At 64.9% G+C, this 16,624-nt stretch carries 17 protein-coding genes, 1 pseudogene and 1 riboswitch; of the genes and pseudogenes, 11 read left to right on the forward strand and 7 right to left on the reverse strand.

The window, feature by feature from the left end:
* Positions 1 to 23 precede the first annotated feature (23 nt).
* From ACSYG9_RS18800 to ACSYG9_RS18810, 3 genes are all read right to left on the reverse strand, one after another.
* Positions 24 to 869, reverse strand: a complete 846-nt coding sequence (locus ACSYG9_RS18800; RefSeq protein ID WP_454839511.1) for a bifunctional 5,10-methylenetetrahydrofolate dehydrogenase/5,10-methenyltetrahydrofolate cyclohydrolase — start codon at positions 867 to 869, stop codon at positions 24 to 26.
* 23 nt (positions 870 to 892) lie between these two features.
* Positions 893 to 972: riboswitch (ZMP/ZTP riboswitch) on the reverse strand.
* 270 nt (positions 973 to 1,242) lie between these two features.
* Complete coding sequence (locus tag ACSYG9_RS18805) at positions 1,243 to 2,628, reverse strand: MFS transporter (RefSeq protein WP_454839512.1); 1,386 nt, start codon at positions 2,626 to 2,628, stop codon at positions 1,243 to 1,245.
* Between the two features lie 272 nt (positions 2,629 to 2,900).
* Positions 2,901 to 3,542, reverse strand: a complete 642-nt coding sequence (locus ACSYG9_RS18810) for a TetR/AcrR family transcriptional regulator (protein ID WP_454839514.1) — start codon at positions 3,540 to 3,542, stop codon at positions 2,901 to 2,903.
* A gap of 157 nt (positions 3,543 to 3,699) precedes the next feature.
* On the opposite strand from ACSYG9_RS18810, the gene ACSYG9_RS18815 reads away from it, so the two are divergent.
* The 7 genes from ACSYG9_RS18815 to ACSYG9_RS18845 are packed head-to-tail and all read left to right on the forward strand — an operon-like array spanning position 3,700 to position 10,807.
* Positions 3,700 to 5,301: an AMP-binding protein gene (locus ACSYG9_RS18815; RefSeq protein WP_454839516.1), complete on the forward strand. Its 1,602-nt coding sequence runs from the start codon at positions 3,700 to 3,702 to the stop codon at positions 5,299 to 5,301.
* Positions 5,298 to 6,092, forward strand: a complete 795-nt coding sequence (locus ACSYG9_RS18820; protein ID WP_454839518.1) for an alpha/beta fold hydrolase — start codon at positions 5,298 to 5,300, stop codon at positions 6,090 to 6,092. Before ACSYG9_RS18815 ends, ACSYG9_RS18820 begins: the two co-directional genes overlap by 4 nt.
* Position 6,093: 1 nt before the next feature.
* Positions 6,094 to 7,092 carry an LLM class flavin-dependent oxidoreductase gene (locus tag ACSYG9_RS18825; RefSeq protein WP_454839520.1) on the forward strand — a complete coding sequence of 333 codons (999 nt, stop codon included), beginning with the start codon at positions 6,094 to 6,096 and terminating at the stop codon, positions 7,090 to 7,092.
* 14 nt (positions 7,093 to 7,106) lie between these two features.
* Entirely contained in the window at positions 7,107 to 7,865 is a 759-nt protein-coding gene (locus ACSYG9_RS18830) for an SDR family NAD(P)-dependent oxidoreductase (protein WP_454839521.1), read from the forward strand.
* Entirely contained in the window at positions 7,858 to 9,243 is a 1,386-nt protein-coding gene (locus tag ACSYG9_RS18835; protein ID WP_454839522.1) for an amidase, read from the forward strand. Before ACSYG9_RS18830 ends, ACSYG9_RS18835 begins: the two co-directional genes overlap by 8 nt.
* On the forward strand, positions 9,240 to 10,013 hold the full coding sequence (locus tag ACSYG9_RS18840) for an enoyl-CoA hydratase/isomerase family protein (RefSeq protein WP_454839523.1): 774 nt from the start codon (positions 9,240 to 9,242) through the stop codon (positions 10,011 to 10,013). The genes ACSYG9_RS18835 and ACSYG9_RS18840 overlap by 4 nt, the downstream gene beginning before the upstream one ends.
* Complete coding sequence (locus ACSYG9_RS18845) at positions 10,010 to 10,807, forward strand: MaoC/PaaZ C-terminal domain-containing protein (RefSeq protein ID WP_454839525.1); 798 nt, start codon at positions 10,010 to 10,012, stop codon at positions 10,805 to 10,807. Before ACSYG9_RS18840 ends, ACSYG9_RS18845 begins: the two co-directional genes overlap by 4 nt.
* 49 nt (positions 10,808 to 10,856) lie before the next feature.
* Here the strand turns inward: ACSYG9_RS18845 and ACSYG9_RS18850 are convergent, their stop codons facing one another.
* The 4 genes and pseudogenes from ACSYG9_RS18850 to ACSYG9_RS18865 all read right to left on the reverse strand — a co-directional run bounded on the left by ACSYG9_RS18850 (position 10,857) and on the right by ACSYG9_RS18865 (position 14,260).
* Positions 10,857 to 12,404 carry a class I adenylate-forming enzyme family protein gene (locus ACSYG9_RS18850; protein ID WP_454839526.1) on the reverse strand — a complete coding sequence of 516 codons (1,548 nt, stop codon included), beginning with the start codon at positions 12,402 to 12,404 and terminating at the stop codon, positions 10,857 to 10,859.
* A 214-nt stretch (positions 12,405 to 12,618) separates the two neighbouring features.
* Positions 12,619 to 12,717 (reverse strand): annotated as a pseudogene (locus ACSYG9_RS18855) (acyltransferase); the annotation flags it as partial.
* Entirely contained in the window at positions 12,714 to 13,568 is an 855-nt protein-coding gene (locus ACSYG9_RS18860) for a cytochrome c biogenesis CcdA family protein (protein ID WP_454839527.1), read from the reverse strand. The pseudogene ACSYG9_RS18855 and the gene ACSYG9_RS18860, both read right to left, overlap by 4 nt.
* Positions 13,568 to 14,260: a DsbA family protein gene (locus tag ACSYG9_RS18865; protein ID WP_454839529.1), complete on the reverse strand. Its 693-nt coding sequence runs from the start codon at positions 14,258 to 14,260 to the stop codon at positions 13,568 to 13,570. Before ACSYG9_RS18865 ends, ACSYG9_RS18860 begins: the two co-directional genes overlap by 1 nt.
* A 115-nt stretch (positions 14,261 to 14,375) precedes the next feature.
* On the opposite strand from ACSYG9_RS18865, the gene ACSYG9_RS18870 reads away from it, so the two are divergent.
* The 4 genes from ACSYG9_RS18870 (at position 14,376) to ACSYG9_RS18885 (ending at position 16,590) form a co-directional block, all read left to right on the forward strand.
* Positions 14,376 to 14,939 (forward strand): hypothetical protein, encoded by a 564-nt coding sequence (locus ACSYG9_RS18870; RefSeq protein ID WP_454839530.1) that lies wholly within the window; start codon positions 14,376 to 14,378, stop codon positions 14,937 to 14,939.
* Positions 14,936 to 15,325, forward strand: a complete 390-nt coding sequence (locus tag ACSYG9_RS18875) for a BlaI/MecI/CopY family transcriptional regulator (protein ID WP_440123956.1) — start codon at positions 14,936 to 14,938, stop codon at positions 15,323 to 15,325. The genes ACSYG9_RS18870 and ACSYG9_RS18875 overlap by 4 nt, the downstream gene beginning before the upstream one ends.
* A complete protein-coding gene (locus ACSYG9_RS18880) occupies positions 15,322 to 16,317 on the forward strand; it encodes a M56 family metallopeptidase (protein WP_454839531.1) in 996 nt (331 codons plus the stop codon). The genes ACSYG9_RS18875 and ACSYG9_RS18880 overlap by 4 nt, the downstream gene beginning before the upstream one ends.
* 129 nt (positions 16,318 to 16,446) lie before the next feature.
* Positions 16,447 to 16,590, forward strand: coding sequence for a hypothetical protein (locus tag ACSYG9_RS18885; RefSeq protein WP_440123958.1), 144 nt, complete (start codon positions 16,447 to 16,449; stop codon positions 16,588 to 16,590).
* Positions 16,591 to 16,624 lie beyond the last annotated feature (34 nt).

Raw genomic sequence — 16,624 nt, forward strand, 5'->3', positions numbered from 1 at the left:
ATCCCGAGAACCGGATCGCGCAGCTACCTGTGTTCGGCAGCTTTTGCGGCGGCGAGGGTCTGCTCGAGGAGAACCGCGATCGTCATCGGACCCACCCCGCCGGGTACCGGCGTGATGAGCCGCGCCCGCTCGGCTGCGCCGGCGTAGTCGACGTCGCCGATGTTGCCCGGGTTGTAGCCCGCGTCGATGACCACGGCGCCGTCCTTGATCCAGTCGCCGCGGATCAGTTCAGGGTGGCCTACGGCGGCGACGACGATATCGGCACGCCGTACCTGATCAGCCAGGTCCCGGGTTCGGGAATGGCAATAGGTGACGGTCGCGTCCCGGGCGAGGAGCAGCATCCCGACGGGTTTTCCGAGGATCGGGCTGCGGCCGATCACCACTGCGTGCCTGCCGGCCAGCGGGACGTCGTAGGCGTCGAGTAGGCGAAGGATCCCGCCAGGGGTGCAGGAGTGGAAGCCATTCTCGTCGAAGGCCATTGCAGCGAAACTGTGCATGGTGACGCCGTCGACGTCCTTGTCAGGGGCGATCGCCTCGAACGCTGCGCGTTCGTCGATGTGGTCGGGAACCGGGTGCTGCAGCAGGATTCCGTCGACGGTCGGATCCGCGGATAGGGCAGTGATCTCTTCGATGAGGGTGGTTGTGGTGGTGTCGATCGGGAGTTCCACGTAGCGCGACTCGATGCCCACTGACCCACACCGGTTGCGCTTCATACGGACATAGGTGTGGGAGGCAGGATCGTCGCCGACAATCACAGTCGCCAGGCATGGGCGGCGGCCGTGCTGGTGGACGAACTGGGCCGTCTCGTGGGTAACGGTGTCGAGGAGTTCTGCCGCTACGGTGCGGCCATCGACGATCTGGGCTGTCACGATTGGTCCTCTCGATCGAAATCGAGAGACACCCAGGCGGTCGATGTCGGCTCTACGTGCACTCCCCGGTGGTTGCCCACCCTCGCCAGTCGTGCGGTCTCAGCATAACTACTGTGCGCTGAGCTGGGAGAGGTGACGTCGTCCGTGAGTTTCCTGTTGTGGCCTGACCTCTACTGTTGTCCTGATACATCGAATTTCAGTTGGGGATTAGTGCCATGTGGACGAAGGTAGAGAAAGCCTCACTGTCGACGACCGGCCCCGCCGCGACCGCTCCCGCACAGACGCATCGCGTCTGTTTCGACAACGATTCCCGTCATACGCGTGGCCTGTAGCCCTTGCGTATGACGGGAATCGTGGCGGAAGTCGTTGTGGATCAGTGGTCTTTCGCGGTCGCGAGGTCGACGTTCTTCGTCTCGGGGCCTACCAGTGCACCGATCAGGACGAGCAGCGCACCGCCGGCGAGGAGAACGGCTCCGGTGTCGTTGAACGCCATGAAGTTACCGAGTCCGGCCTGATAGAACGCGTAGAACGAGGGGAGTACCACGGCGAGGCTGTAGGCGAGCCCGTAACCCGAAGCGCGCACCGATGTCGGGAACCGCTCGTTGATGTAGGCGGGGAGCACCGCCCAGGGGCAGATCACGATCACGACGAGCAGGATGGTCGCGGTGACGACCCACACGATGTTGTCGGATCCGGTCCGTACCAGCGACAGGAACAATGCTGTGCCGACCACCGCCATGACGAGGGCCGATCCGATCAGGAACCGCCGCCGCCCGATTCGTTGGCTGAACACAGCGGCGCCGACGTCGACGGCCGCGAGGATCACGTACGCGACGACGAGTGTGAGGGTGACACTTCGGCTGGTCATTCCCACGCCCTGCGCTCCGAGGAGCGCCGGGAGTAGAGCCGCGACCGGCTGCAGCGACAACCAGAAGCCGTTCATCAGGATGAACACCTGGAGGAAGCGTTTGAAGTTGTCGCGCTCCAGCAGTTGGCGTAGCGGGGATCCCTTTTGCTCGGACTTGGTGAACACCTCGGATTCGCTGACCGAGCGGTGGAAGTAGTACACGGAACCGAACGACAGGAGAGCGCCGATGATGAACGGAACGCGCCAACCCCATTGGGCGTAGGCGGAATCGGGTCCGTTGGAGGGCAATGCCAGGAGCAACATCAGCGTGATGAGGGAGACCGCGGCGTACGCGAGGGGGAAGCCGGTGTTGATGATGCCGCTGTAGAGTCCGCGCTTGTGTGGGGGAGCGGCCTCCATCGCAAGTGGGTTCGCGCCGGTGTACTCGCCGCCGAGGAATACCCCGGCGAGAAGGCGTAGGAAGACGAACAGAACGACGCTGGCCATGCCGATCTGCTGGTAACCGGGCAGTAGGGCGATCAGGAAGGTCACCGTGCCCGCACCGGTCATCGCGATCATGGTCGTGCGTTTGCGTCCGACGGTGTCGGCGATCCATCCGAAGATGGCCGCACCCACGGGGCGGCCGATGAGGGTGGCGGCGAACATTGCGCCGCTGACGATCGCGATGTTGGCGGTTCCGAGATCTTGAGACACGAAGTAGGCCATGGCCGGAGCCAGGACGACGATCGGCAGATAGATGTCGAACAGGTCGACGAAGAAGCCCAGCCACGCTCCGATGAGGGCTTTGCGTGCTTTCTTCGGGTCGTGCTGGTCGGCCGGCGGTGTAGTCGGGTCCGGCGGGGCCGATTCAGGCTGGGCCGTGGCTACGGTGTGGTACTCGGGAGTTGGCATGTGCGGAACCCTCGTTGTCGTAGGCGGGGAAATTCTGCAGCGGAATGTTCAGGGTGGCAGGCTCGCGATCGTCGGTTGCGACGGTGTCGTCGAATGGTCCATGTCGTCGTGGGGACCGCGGTGCCGCGCCTGTACTCATCGTGTGACCTACCCCACTCAATGTCAAGAGAGTGACGTCGCTTTTTCTCTGCAATCCGCCGCTGACCTCGGTCGGGTGTATGAAAAGACCCCGCGACCGGTCCTGATCGCGGGGCCGCAGGCAGTGTGGCGGGTCAATCGACGGGCAGGGGAGTGGCGCGATCTGGAGCGGGGAACGCGGCGGCGTACCACGTGCGCGCGACAGTGCGAGCGGCGTCGTCGAGGTCCACCTCGTTGTCGCGCATCCGGTGCTCGGCGAACCATACGTACGCGGATTGTTCGACCATGCATGCCATCGACTCGGCCACGATCCGCGCGTCGACACCGTCGATCCGGGTGATGCCGTGTACGCGCTCGAGGGCGGATGTGAAGCGATCGATGTGCCGGTTGCGCATCTGCCACCAGAAATCGGAGAAACGCTTCTCGACGTGGGCGGCCTGGATGAACGCGCGCATGACGTCGCGGTTGTCGCTGTACAGCTGCAGGTAGCCGCGGTTCGATTCGACCAGTGCGGCATACGGATCGGTGCGGAAGTCGTGGTCGTGTGAGGTGCTTGCCTCGTAGAGCTGTTCGTGGAGGTCGGCGATGACCTGGGCGAAGAGGTCTTCCTTGTTCTTGAAGTAGCGGTACAGGCCGCCCATGGAGATCTCGGCGACGGTGGCGACGTCGCTCATTCGGGCGTTGACGTATCCGTCACGGGCGAAGACCGTCCGGCCGGCATTCAGCAGGTGATCGCGTGTGCGACGTCCCTTGATCGTGGTCGGCTCCGCTGACACAGGGTTTGTCCTTTGCTCCCGGGGTGGATCGTTGTTGCACGTCAGCGGGCATGTGACGTGCGTCTCGGCGATCATATTACCGAGTTCGCGAAACTGTAACGAAAAAAAGCGACGTCACCTTCTTGACTGGGTCGGTCGCAACGCGCACACTCGGGGTGTGACCAACGCAACTCCCATCGAAATGTGTGACAGCACGACGGGCGATCCTGCGCGCGTCGCCGAGTACCGTCGCCGGGGCTGGTGGACGGGCGAACGACTGACCGACAGATTTCGGCGTTTCGTCGAGGAGGACCCCAAGCGCCTCTCCGTCGTCGACGACAACGGAACGGCGCTCAGTAGATCCGAGTTATGGAGCCGGGCAACAGAAACCGCGGATCTTCTCGCTGCGCGAGGAGTCGGTGCCGGCGAAGTGGTCCTCGTCTACATGCCGAACTCCGTCGACTGGCAGGTTGTGTTCCTTGCGATCCTTCAGCTCGGAGCAATACCCGCGACGATCCCGGTCTCGACCGACAGCGAGACACTGACGAATGTCTACCACCGCATCGGTGCTCGCGCGATCGTCGCGGCCGATGCCTACCGCGGTCACCCGACGGGGGAGTGGGCGCTCCGCGCGGCCGCAACGTCCGGCAACGCCGGTGTGTTGGTGGTCTACGGCGCCGGCGGCACGGTGACGTACACCGAGATCGTGGGAGAGGCCGCGGGGCCTATCGTTCCCGCAGGTATCGACCACCTGATGTTCACGTCGAGCACCACGGGTATGCCCAAGGCGGTGATGCACACCTCCGATACTCTCGCCGCCGTCAACATCGACTTCGCCGAACGTTTCGGGATCGACGAAGACACCCCGATCTTCATGCCCTCCCCGATGGGTCACAGCGTCGGAGCGTGGCACGGTGCCCGATTCTCCCTGTTCACCGGTGCCCCGCTGGTCGTGCAGAATACGTGGGATCCGGTGCGAGCCTTGGAGCTCGTCGACGAACACCACTGTGTCTTCACCGCGGCGGCCACCCCTTTCCTCAAGGACCTCGTCGATGCTCCGTGGCCGGACGGCCGGACGAAGCTCGCATCGATGCGCAGCTTCTTGTGTGGTGGTGCGCCCGTGCCACCGAGCCTGCTCGAAGCGGCACAGGACCAGGCCCCCGACACCTTTGTCACCGTCCTGTGGGGGATGACCGAGGGAACCGGCACCACCTGCGTTCCCGACAGCACCGACGAGCAGTTGACCGGCACGGCAGGTAAGCCGGTACCGAATCTGGAACTCGATATTGTCGACACCGACTCCTCCGGGGTGGGCGAACTGGTGATGCGGGGAGCCGGCGCGTTCGTCGGCTATCTCGGCCAGGAGGACCTCTACCGGAGCCTGCTCATCGAAGGTGGCTGGTTCCGCACCGGCGACCTCGCCCGCATCGACGACGAGGGATATCTCCATCTCACCGGGCGGCTCAAAGACCTCATCATCCGCGGCGGAGTGAACATCTCGCCGCTGCCCATCGAGGATCTGATCGCCGCACACCCCGCTGTGCGTCGTGTCGCGGTCATCGGCCGCACCGACGACCGCCTCGGGGAACGGATCTGTGCGGTCATCGTGCCGGCCGGGGCTCCACCGACGCTCGACGAGCTGTCGGAATGGCTGAAAATCCAAGGGCTTTCGGCGAGGCAACTTCCCGAATCCCTGGAGGTGGTCGATGAGATGCCGGTCACCGCCGCAGGCAAGATCCGCAAGGTCGAACTACGACGACTCATCGAGGAGACCGCATGAGCACCGTGCAGATCGGCGACATCACAGTCGCCTACCGAGAATCCGGTAGCGGCGGTACCCCGGTGGTACTCGTCCACGGCCTCGCCGAGGACAAGACCAGTTGGGCGCCCACCCAATCCGACCTGACCGACCTCCATACATTCGCCTACGACCTCCGCGGACACGGCGACACCACGCTCGGCGACGCCGACGCAAGCCTGCCCCAGCTCGGCGGCGACCTGATCGGCTTCCTCGAGACGATTACCGGACCGGCCGTGGTCGTGGGATTCTCCCTCGGCGGCACCATCGCACTGTGGGCGGCAGCGGAGCGACCGGATCTCGTCACACACCTCGTCGTACTCGGCACCTCGTCGGTCGTCGGGCGCGGCGCCGCACAGTTCTACGCACACCGTATCGAGCAGGCCGCCGACACCTCGACCGCTGAGTTCCGGGCGGCGCTGCGCGACGACACCGCCGCTGCGATCACCACGGCACACGACCGCGTCGACGAGATCACCGCCGCACGACTCACCGCCATCGGCGACGGTGGCGGATATGCCAATGCTGCTCGCGCCATGGCAGCACTGAACGGCGCACCCCTGACCCCCCGCCTCGCGGATGTGAAGGCCCACGTGGACGTCGTCGGAGCCGACGGTGACACGTTCTGCCCGGCGAAGGCCGCGTCGATTGTTGTCGATGCGCTCGCCGACGTGACGTATCGGGAGGTCCCGAACGCCGGACACCTCATGAACGTCGACAATCCGGACGCCGTCTCGGCCGTCCTGCGCGATTCCATCATCGGAAGGAAATGACATGGACCGTTGGGGACTCTCGATGGGCGTAAGCCCGCGCGAACCGCTCACGAACGTCACCGAGCTCGCGAAGACCGCTGAGGCCAAGGGGTTCGAGGCGATGTGGTTCATCGATTTCCAGCTCGGCATGAAAGATGTGTACGCGGCCATGAACATCGCCGCACTCGCCACGGAGAACATGTACATCGGGTCCGCCGTCACGAACCTGCTCACCCGTCACCCCACGGTCACGGCCAACGCGACCGCGGCGCTCGACGAACTGAGCAACGGGCACGCCATGCTCGGTCTCGGGGCCGGATGGTCCGCCGTTTATGGCGCGGGCGGTGTCCCGTCGAAAGTCGGCGACCTCTCCGCCGGCATCGACGAGTTCCGCAGACTGTTCACCGGCGAGGAACAGGAGCTCTACGGAACCAAGGTGCGTCTCGCGACGGCAGAGCGCCAGATCCCGATCTACATGGCCGTCTCGCAGCCTCGTCTCCTGCAGTTGTCGGGCGAGAAATGCGACGGCGCGATCCTCATGGGCGGCGCCGACCCCGACTTCGTCAACTGGCAGCTCGAGTACATCTACAAGGGGCTCGAGAAATCGGGGCGCGACCGCTCCGATCTCCTGATCGACCTCGTCGTCACCATGAGCGCCGATGACGACGAAGAGAAGGCACTCTCCGACGTCCGCGCGTGGGCCACCAGCCAGGCGGCGACCTTCGACGTGTGGAAGAAGATGCCTCCGGCGTGGGAGCGGTTCCGTCCGGAGTTCGCTGCCGCCAACTCCGGGTACCATCTCGTCGATCATCTCTCGCGGCACGCGGACCACAAGCAGGTGGTCAGTGACGAATTCGTCAAATCCGTTGCACTCGCAGGCACCGTCGACCACTGCGTTGCGCGGCTGAAGGAACTGTGCGCTCTCGATCTGGATCGCATCACGTTCGCTCTGCTGTCCGGTGGGCGTCTCAAGCGCATGGACCAGATCGCCACCCAGATCATCCCGGCCGTCACGGCCTGACCCCGGAGACACACATGACAGATCCCAAGGTTGCCCTTGTCACCGCCGCGGCCGGTGCCGGTATCGGAAAGGCCATCGCCGAGCAACTCGCCACGGACGGATTCGACGTCGTCGTCACCGATGCGCACGAACGTCGCTGCAAGGAATTCGCCGATGCACTGTCGGAGCGGCATGGACGCTCCTTCCTCGCCGTACCGCTCGACGTCACCGACGAGAACGCCGTGGTGACGGCCATCGACACCGTCATCGAGCAGCGTGGACGGCTCGACGTGCTCGTCAACAATGCCGGCTGGTCGAAGATCGAGCCGGTCGCGGAAATGTCGCTGGAAACATGGCGGCGCTGCCTCGACGTCGACCTCACCGGCACCTTCCTGTGCATGCGGCACGCGCTGCCGCACATGATCCGGGCAGGTGGTGGCTCGATCGTCAACATCAGTTCGATTGCGGCGTACGAGACTTCGGTGGAACATGGTGCCGCGTACTCCGCTGCCAAGGCAGGCGTGCTCGCACTCACCCGTGTCGCGGCGGCCGAGAACGGTCGGCACGGCGTGCGGGTCAACGCGGTCACCCCCGGCCTGATCTACAACGATTTCCTGCGCAAGATCTACCCCGACGAGTTCTTCGACGGCTACGCAGAGAACCGGTCGCTCGTGGGTCGGGTGGGTCAGCCGGAGGACGTTGCGAACCTCGTCGGGTTCCTTGCCTCGGACAAGGCCGGTTACGTCACCGGCGAAGTGTACGGAGTGAGTGGAGGTGTGTTCCCCCATGGCTGACGACCCGACCACGCTGACCATCGCAGAACTGCAGAGCGCCTATCGGGACCGCACCCTGAGTCCGGTGGAGGTGACCCGCGCCTACCTGGACAGGATCAAGTGGGCTGACGGCGATCTTCATGCATTCGTGGCGGTCACTGCAGACCTCGCACTCGAACAGGCTACGGATGCGGAACGGCGCTACGCCGCAGGAGAATCTGTCGACGCGCTCGCTGGCGTGCCGGTGTCCGTCAAGGATGCCTTTCATCTTTCCGGGTTCCCGACCACGCTCGGATCTCTTGTCCACCGCGACCAGCTGTCCAAACACGACTCCGGGGTGGTGCGCCGATTGCGTTCTGCGGGAGCAGTGTTCACCGGGAAGACGAACACCGCCGAATTCGGCCAGTCTGCCACCAGCGAGAACCTCCTCGGGCCCGACACAGGGAACCCGTGGGACGTCACACGAACCCCGGGCGGATCCAGCGGTGGTGCAGCCGCTTCGGTGGCAGCTCGATTGTCTGCCGCGGCGGTCGGTTCCGACGGTGGCGGCTCCATCCGTATTCCCGCTGCCTTCTGCGGGGTCTATGGGATGAAACCATCATCCGGACTGTGCCCGGACGAGAAGGGATTCCGGGCGATGACCGATTTCGTCAGCGCCGGGCCCATGACCACCACTGTCGCAGACGCCCGCATCCTACTCGGGGTGCTGGCCGATCGCGAGTACTCCCGGTCACCGGTGCTGCCGTTGCGCGTCGCCTACTGCGGACATCCCGAAGGACGTCCCGTCGACCCCGGAGTCGACAAGAGCGTGCGGCAGGTTGCGCACCTGCTGGCCGATCTCGGCCATGAAGTCACCGAAGTCGATCTGCCGCTGAGCGGATGGAACGAGGTGTTCGGACCCCTCGTCCTCGAGGACGAGCACCGCGAACGCGGACACCTGCTCGACCACGCCGCCGATCGCCTCACCGGATACGAACGCTCGTCGCTCAAGGCAGCGCGAGCCCTCGATCCTGATCTCGTGCAGCGTGCCCACCGACTGCTGCCGGAGTACCGCCGCCGCATTGCCGCACTGTTCGGCGAGTACGACGTGCTCCTGACCCCTACCGTTGCAGTTCCTGCCTTCGAACTGGGAGACAGGCCGAAGTCGATCGATGGCGTCGACGTCGACCAACTGTGGGGTGCATTCCCGTTCGCGGTGCCGTTCAACGTGGCCGGTGTCGCGGCTGCGTCCCTTCCATGCGGGATGGCCGACGGGCTGCCCGTCGGGGCGCAACTCGTAGTCGCGAGCGGTGCCGAGCAACTCCTGCTCGACATCTCCGAAGATCTCGAAGCTGTGGTCGGGTTCGACCACCGTGAGGTGGCCGCACTGTGGTCGCGGGACCAACCGATCGCATCATGAGGGCACCGTTGCGAAACTACCGCAGCGGCAGCGTGGTGCATCTCGTCCTCGACGCCCCGCAGCGCCGCAACGCGTTGTCGAGGACGATGCTCGACGCACTGGAAGCCGCTCTGAGTTCCCTCGACGACGACGTGACGGGCGTCGTCCTGGCCGGTAGCGATGGAACATTCAGTGCGGGGGCAGATTTCGCAGATATTACCGGTACCGTGGCCGACGTCGACTACGACGATGCCGTCGCGCGGGTCGCCGCAGCTGTCACTACGGCTGCGGTGCCCGTCGTCGCAGCCCTCGAAGGACCGTGCATGGGCGCCGCTGCACATCTCGCACTGGTATGCGACATGCGAATCGGTGGCGAAGGTGCATACCTGCACGTCCCGTCAGTACGACTCGGATTGCTGTACAACCCGGTCGCGATCCGAGAGCTCTCCCGAGCCTATTCACGCGACACCGTGCGGCGCCTACTGCTGATAGGTGAACGGTTCGATACCGAATCGGCCTATCAGGCCGGGCTGCTGTCGCGCACGGTCCCCACCGGCGACGCTGTACGTGTCGCGACGGACATGCTGGCGACGTTGCCGCAGGAGCACCGGCAGGCCACCCGCGCCACGAAAGAACTCCTAGGAGAGCTCGACTCGGGACTGTTCGACGAGAACCGGTGGCAGCGCCGCCGCCGTGAGCTGCTCGGGTCGCCGGCACGCGCGGCAGCGGTCCGCGACGCCAGAGCACGCCACACTCCACATATGGGTGAGCAGAAAGGTGAAGAACGATGAGCACCCTTGCCGATCTTGCCGGCACTGATCTCGGAAAACACACCGTGATCTTCGACGACACCGCGAGCTTGCTCTATGCCCTGGCCGTCGGCGCGTCGGCCGGCGACCTCGACCTCGTCTACGAACGGGACCAGCGCACCCTGCCGACGTATGCGTGCGCGCTCGGGTTGTGGGCTGTCGAAGCTGCGGGCAGGCTCGGAGCGTACGACTCCGCCAGATCACTGCACGCTTCTCAGCGCCTCGTAGTGCACGAGCCGTTGCCGACGCGAGGCGAGGTAGTGATGGGCGGTCGGATCGCGAACGTGTACGACAAGGGCAAAGCATCGCTGGTGGAGATCGAGGTCACGGCGTCGAGTTTCTCCGCCACGTACAACATCTTCCTGCCCGGGACAGGCGGATGGGGAGGCGAGCGCGGCCCATCGGCCGCGAAGGCGGAACTGCCTGCGTTCAGCGCCACCGACTCATTCATGACCGGCCCCGACCTGGCTGCGCTGTATCGACTCACCGGAGATCGGCATCCCGTCCACATCGACCCGGCCGTCGCTCGCGCGAACGGTTTCGACCGTCCGATCCTGCACGGTCTGTGCACCGTGGGTATTGCAGCCCGGATCGTCGCGGGACAGGTGGGTGCCCACCCCGCCGACCTGACCGAACTCGACGTGCGTCTGGCAGCACCGGTACTCCCCGGTGACACGCTCGACGTGTCGTCGGTGACCGACGGGTCGGGGGTCCACTTCGAGGCTGCCGTCGGCGAGACGACGGTGTTGGCCGGAGGTCGTGCGGTGTTTGCGTGACATAGGTCGACGTCTGTCGATCCCACCAAGGTGTGCTCGCGAGATAGCCCTACATCGCGTCGAGTTCGCCCGCGCGACGATGCAGCGCGTGCCGGTCGAGCTTGCCGACGTGGTTACGCGGCAGATCCGTGACGAACGTCCAGCGATCGGGCACCTTGTAGGCCGCGAGCCGCTCGGCGGCGAAGGCCCGCAGGTCTGCTTCGGTGGGCGGTTTGGCGAGGCTGTGGTGCAGCTGCACGAACGCGTGCACGAGTGCTCCGAGTCGCGCGTCGGGTGTGCCGACTACTCCGCACAGCTCGACGGCGGGAGACGCCTCGAGCACGTCCTCCACTTCACCGGGGGCGATATTGGAGCCGCCCTTGATGATGATCTCTTTGATGCGGCCCTGGAAGTGCAGGTAGCCGTCGGCGTCGCGGCTGCCGAGGTCTCCGGTGCGCAGCCAGTCGCCGACGAAGGCAGCTGCCGTGTGTTCGGGGTCGTCCCAGTACCCGGTCATCACCGAGTCGCTGCGCACCCAGATCTCGCCGGTTTCGCCGGGCGCGGCATCCGGCACGTCCGAACCAGCGGTGTTATCAGCGACGATGCGGACCTCGACACCGGCGCGGGGGAGACCGAACGAGCCACGCTCGATCAGCCCGAACGGCGGGTTCATGCTCACGGCTTCGCACTCGGTAAGGCCGTACAGCTGGTTGAGCTGCAGATCGGTGACCTTCGCGAACTCGTCGTAGAGGTCATTCGACATTTGGTCGCCGCCGCACGCGACCTCGCGGAAGCACCCGAAGTCCACGTCTTTCGCGCGTGGGTCGACCACCGCGTCGAGCAGCTGCGCGGGCAGCAACACGGTGCGCGTGGGCCGGTGGGTGTTCACCGCGTCGAGGAACAACCCCGGATCGCTCTCGGCGAGGATCACCACGGTGCCCCCTGCAAGCAGGGTCGGAAAGGTCACTCCGATCGCGGCTCCGGCATGACAGATCGCCGTGGCTGCCAGCGAGATGTCGTCGGCGTCCAGCTGCTGTGTGGTAACCCGGCTCGCGGCGGTCGCGCTGATCGAGCGATGCGTGTGCGTGACGCCCTTCGGTTTGCCTGTGCTGCCCGAGGTGTAGAGGATCATCGCGGGATCGTCGTCGTAGACCTCGGGCCAGACCGAATCGGTTGCCGCAGCCACGACGTCGCTCCACCGGTTCGGTGCGTCGGGTGCTACGTCACCGCCGTAGACGTACATCCCGATGAGGCTTCCCACCTGCGCGGGAACGTCCTGCACTACCGGCAGCAGTGCTTGGTCGGCGATCAGCAACTTCGCCGTGCAGTGCGTGATGGCGAAGACGACCTCGTCGGTCTGGAACCGGTGGTTCAGCGGTACCGCGATCGCGCCGATGCGAAAGCATGCGAAGTACAGCTCGACGTACTCCCACCGGTTGCGCATGAAGATCGCCACCCGATCGCCGCGGCCGATCCCGAGCGACAGTAGTGCCTGGGCCGAACGTTCGATCGCATCGTGCAGCTCGCGATACGACAGCACGTCATCCTCGAATATGAGGGCGGGTTTGTCGGGTGTGGCGGCAAGCGCGTCCTGCATCAGGTGGCTGAGCAGCATCATGTCAATGTATCAGCGGGCGGCGCCTGGACGTGCCGAGTCATCGGGAGATGTTCGAGCACAGAACAATTCACGTTGGAATCAGAGCTCGCAGGTGATGTAACTGCTCGATTGGTCGGTGACGTGTAGGCGTGGCGATCGCCGAACCCAGTGCGGTCGTTGCCCCCAATGAGACCTTTCTCAGGCGTCGATGTCTCGAATCTTCTTGGCGGGCGCCCCCGCCGACGATGGTGCGCGCAGCGACATCTTTGGTGACGACAGCTCCGGCTGCAACGACGGCTCCGTCTCCGATCGTGACGCCGGGCGACGCGGTCATGAGTGGTCGACCTTCTCGGAGGTGCCGCCGCGGGAGGTGCGCTTTCTGGTGCGCTGCAACGACCACACCGCCGCACCGAGCACCGCGATAACTGCAGACACACCGAGAACGACGACGTTCGATACATTTCTTCCCACATCCGCCACGCCCGTCTCGAGCCGGTACTGGGCGGCGATGGGAAGCAGACCGCCCATCTCAGGGTCACGAGCAACGAGAACCAGCAGTCCGCCGAGGATGACGGACAATGCCCCGGCGACGATCGCGTGCCAGCTGTTGCTCCAACGTCCGATGGTGAGTTCACGTGGCGTGAGGAGAACGCGGAGCCTGCCCGACCATCGCTTCCAGACGAGCGCGAGCAGAAGCAACGGCAGTGCCATGCCTGCCGCGTAGATCGTAAGCAGAATGCCGCCGTAGACGGGGTTCGCTCCCACAGCGGCAATCATCAGGACCGAGCCGAGGATCGGGCCCGTGCACACCCCCGCCACCCCGTACCCGGTGCCCAGTAGGAAAACGGTCCAGGTGCGGCCCGCATCCCCGCTGTGGCTGCTGCGCGACAAACCCGGAATCGGGATGCCCGCCAGTTGAATGATCCCGAAGACGATCACCACACCGGCGACGATGGTCAGCAGCAGCCCTCGATTCTGATTGAAGAAGGCCCCCGCCGTCCCGGCGAACACGCCCAGCGGGACGAGTGTGGTGATCAGGCCGAGGTAGAACACGCCTGTCCGTCCGACCAGAGTCGCCGGATGCGAGAACGCGTAGGCGAAGAACGCGGGAAGGAGCATCACCGAGCACGGTGACAACAAGCTCAGCACGCCACCGAGAAACGCTCCCAGGTATCCGACATCCATCAGTTGTCTTCTCCGAGTTGCTCGTTGAGGATCTGTTCGAACACGTAGATGGGCTGCGCTCCCTGAAGTACCTCGTTGCCGACGATGAAAGTCGGCACCGCTGTCACTCCGAGCGATTGGGATTCGGCCCCTTCCCGTCTCACCGCGTCGGCCAGCGCGGGGGCGTCCAGCGATGCGGTGAACTCATCGATGTCCATGCCGTTCACCTTGCCCGCGACTCCGATCAGAGTGTCGCGACTGTAGTCCTTCGATCCGGCAAGTGTGTGTTCGAACATCCGGTGATAGAACTCCCAGAACAAGTCTTGTTCGGCTGCCGCACGTCCGGCTATCGCGGTGTTCTCGGAATGCTCGGTGAGGATGGGGGTGTCGCGCCATTCGAGACGGACGTGGCCGGGTTCGATGTATTTCTCGAACAGAGTCGGGAATGTCTCGACAGCGAAAGCGCTGCAGTACGGGCAGGTGAAGTCCGCGTACTCGATGATCACGATGGGCGCGTCGACGTCGCCGATGGCGAACGGGTCGTTGTCGTCGCGGCGGGTGAGGTCTGCGAGCTGCTGTGCTCCGTCGGCCGACCGGGAGTTCGTCGCGGAGTTGCTGTCGCTGTCGTTCCGTGCGCCGATTGCCGCGCCGATGGCGAGCAGGGCAACAACGATCGCGCCGATGGCAATGGCCGTCCACCGCCGTGAACGCATGGATGTGGTGTGTTCGGAGATCTTCCTGCTCCTGACGAATCGAGGACCTGGGCGAGTTCTACTATGCAAGATAGTCGACTACGTAAGGTAGTCGACTATCGGGCATAGTAGAAGCATGAGTCGCATCACGAACTGGACCGGCAGACAGCGCTCGTCTCTCGGTCTCGCTGCACGTGCGCTGGGCATGTGGGGTTCGAGGCAAGCGATCACCGCGGCAGTGGCTGCGGTGGTTGTCGGCATGCTCGTCGGGATTGCCACCGTCTTGATTCCGAACCCGGTGTTCACACGTGAGATCCCGCCGGTGCCATGGAATTACCCGGTGTGGGTTATCACCTCGATCCTGACCGGAATTCTCATCGCCACGTATATCCGCCCTTCCGTGGGTGCTGCCGGCGCGGACACGCCGGAGCGTGGGACAGGTACTGGCGGTTCGGATCGCACCGGTGCCCGCATCGGCGGAGCAGCCGGAGTGTTGGCCTGGTTCGCAGTCGGCTGCCCGGTCTGCAACAAGATCGCCCTTCTCGCCCTCGGGTACACAGGCGCCCTGACCTGGTTTGCGCCGCTCCAGCCGGTTCTGGCGGTTGCCGCGCTCGCGTTGTCCGCACTGGCGGTCATCTGGCGGTTGCAGGGACAAGTCTCATGTCCCCTCCCCGCCGGCCAGATGGTAGTGACGTCATGACTTCCCAAAAGCAGCCGGACCGATCGTCCGAGCCGGTGCGGCTGGGCGCGCTGGAACAGCAAGTGATGGACGTGCTGTGGGACCGGGGAACATCCACCATCCGGCAGGTGATCGTTCATCTGGGAGATCACCTGGCCTACACCACGATCGCCACCGTCATGACCAACCTCGAACGCAAGCGCCTCGTACTCCCGGAAAAACAGGGACGGTCGACGGTCTACACGCCCCGTCATACGCGAGAGGTGCATGCCGCACGGCTCATGGAGCAGGCGCTGTCCACCAGCAACGATCGCGCCGCGTCGATCGTGCATTTCATCGACGCGATCGATCCCGATGATGTGCAGCGGTTGCGCGACTACCTCGCACAGCGCGGAGACGACAGATGACCGTACTCATTCCAGTTCTCGTCGCAGGCGTCGTCATCGTGGCCGCCGTGGGCGGGCCGACTCTTGTGCGATCCGCTTCGCCGCTACTGATGCGCATACCGCGCACAGCGATACTCGTTCTGATCGGCAGCCTGCTGCTGTGGTTGCTGGCGCTGGTATCACTGAGCCTGATGGCGGCCTGGACCGTGACCGGCCCGAGCCTTCTTCCCGCGCCTTTCGCTGATGTATGCCAGCAGTGCCTCGACGCAGCCAACCCATTCGCTTCGAACACCGTGGACACCGCGATCCCGGTCCTACTGCTTCTCATCCTTCCGGTGCTCGGCCTGCTGACTCTCATCGGTGTGGGAGTGCCTCGGTGGGTGCGCCGCGCACGCTCCACACGGTCTGCCTCGCAAGGTATTTCCGGCCGGGCGCGCAGCACTTCTATCGACGGGCACCGCGTCCTGTTGCTCGACGACTCGCGGCCGATCGCATTCTCCCTGCCGAAACGGTCCGGCGGGATCGTCATTTCCGACGGTCTCTGCGCAGCCCTCGAGCCGGACGAGCTCGCGGCCGTTCTCTCACACGAGCAGGCGCATCTGCGTCAACACCACCACCTGGTCCTGACTCTCCTCGACACCGTGGCCTGGCCGTTGCGGCGGGTTCCTCTGGTGTCGGCGATCGTCGACGTCATCCCGCACTATCTGGAGATCGCGGCAGACAACGCCGCGCGCAGTCGCGCAGGCACACCCGCTCTCGCGAGCGCGCTGCTCAAACTCGGCGCTCCCGCCGGCCCTCCGCCGTCCGCGCCGGGAGGTGCACTGCTCGGTATGAAGTTGCGCGCTGCCGGCCCTGATCGAATCGGGCACATCGTGGCTCCGTCCGGGGTCGGATCTGCTGTACTCCCGGCCTCGGTATTGGGCATCCAACTGGCCGTCTTCGTGGTCGTCGCGGCGGCTATCCACGGGCCGTATCTCCGTGCCGTGGTCGCCGGCTGTGGTCTCGTCCCGTAAACGTTCAGCACTGTCTGCAACAAGCGGGCCGATCGTCCAGCGGGATCCGATGAGGCATTCGTTGCGGCTTCGCTCTCGCAGAGTGGAACTTTCGACCTGACGGAGGTCGCGGCCCGTAACGTCCCCGGCGTGTACATGCGGGCGCACGGTGATCCGACGAGGCCGGAGGTGCGGCAGGAAGTTGCCTCGGCGATCGGCCTGACTGCAAACGAAGACATGCCGTGGGTGACCCCGGGCAACTTCGATGTACGTCGCGTGGGCATGACCAAGTAGAAGTCATTCGAACGCAGCTACAGAACAGGAACAC

It is taken from the genome of Rhodococcus sp. SJ-2, from assembly GCF_053750035.1.

Bases quoted from the DNA above. Each gene is read 5' to 3' on its own strand.
- ACSYG9_RS18805 (WP_454839512.1), bottom strand. From the start codon at position 2,628: ATGCCAACTCCCGAGTACCACACCGTAGCCACGGCCCAGCCTGAATCG.
- ACSYG9_RS18820 (WP_454839518.1), top strand. From the start codon at position 5,298: ATGAGCACCGTGCAGATCGGCGACATCACAGTCGCCTACCGAGAATCC.
- ACSYG9_RS18825 (WP_454839520.1), top strand. From the start codon at position 6,094: ATGGACCGTTGGGGACTCTCGATGGGCGTAAGCCCGCGCGAACCGCTC.
- ACSYG9_RS18830 (WP_454839521.1), top strand. From the start codon at position 7,107: ATGACAGATCCCAAGGTTGCCCTTGTCACCGCCGCGGCCGGTGCCGGT.
- ACSYG9_RS18835 (WP_454839522.1), top strand. From the start codon at position 7,858: ATGGCTGACGACCCGACCACGCTGACCATCGCAGAACTGCAGAGCGCC.
- ACSYG9_RS18840 (WP_454839523.1), top strand. From the start codon at position 9,240: ATGAGGGCACCGTTGCGAAACTACCGCAGCGGCAGCGTGGTGCATCTC.
- ACSYG9_RS18845 (WP_454839525.1), top strand. From the start codon at position 10,010: ATGAGCACCCTTGCCGATCTTGCCGGCACTGATCTCGGAAAACACACC.
- ACSYG9_RS18850 (WP_454839526.1), bottom strand. From the start codon at position 12,404: ATGATGCTGCTCAGCCACCTGATGCAGGACGCGCTTGCCGCCACACCC.
- ACSYG9_RS18860 (WP_454839527.1), bottom strand. From the start codon at position 13,568: ATGGATGTCGGATACCTGGGAGCGTTTCTCGGTGGCGTGCTGAGCTTG.
- ACSYG9_RS18865 (WP_454839529.1), bottom strand. From the start codon at position 14,260: ATGCGTTCACGGCGGTGGACGGCCATTGCCATCGGCGCGATCGTTGTT.
- ACSYG9_RS18870 (WP_454839530.1), top strand. From the start codon at position 14,376: ATGAGTCGCATCACGAACTGGACCGGCAGACAGCGCTCGTCTCTCGGT.
- ACSYG9_RS18875 (WP_440123956.1), top strand. From the start codon at position 14,936: ATGACTTCCCAAAAGCAGCCGGACCGATCGTCCGAGCCGGTGCGGCTG.
- ACSYG9_RS18880 (WP_454839531.1), top strand. From the start codon at position 15,322: ATGACCGTACTCATTCCAGTTCTCGTCGCAGGCGTCGTCATCGTGGCC.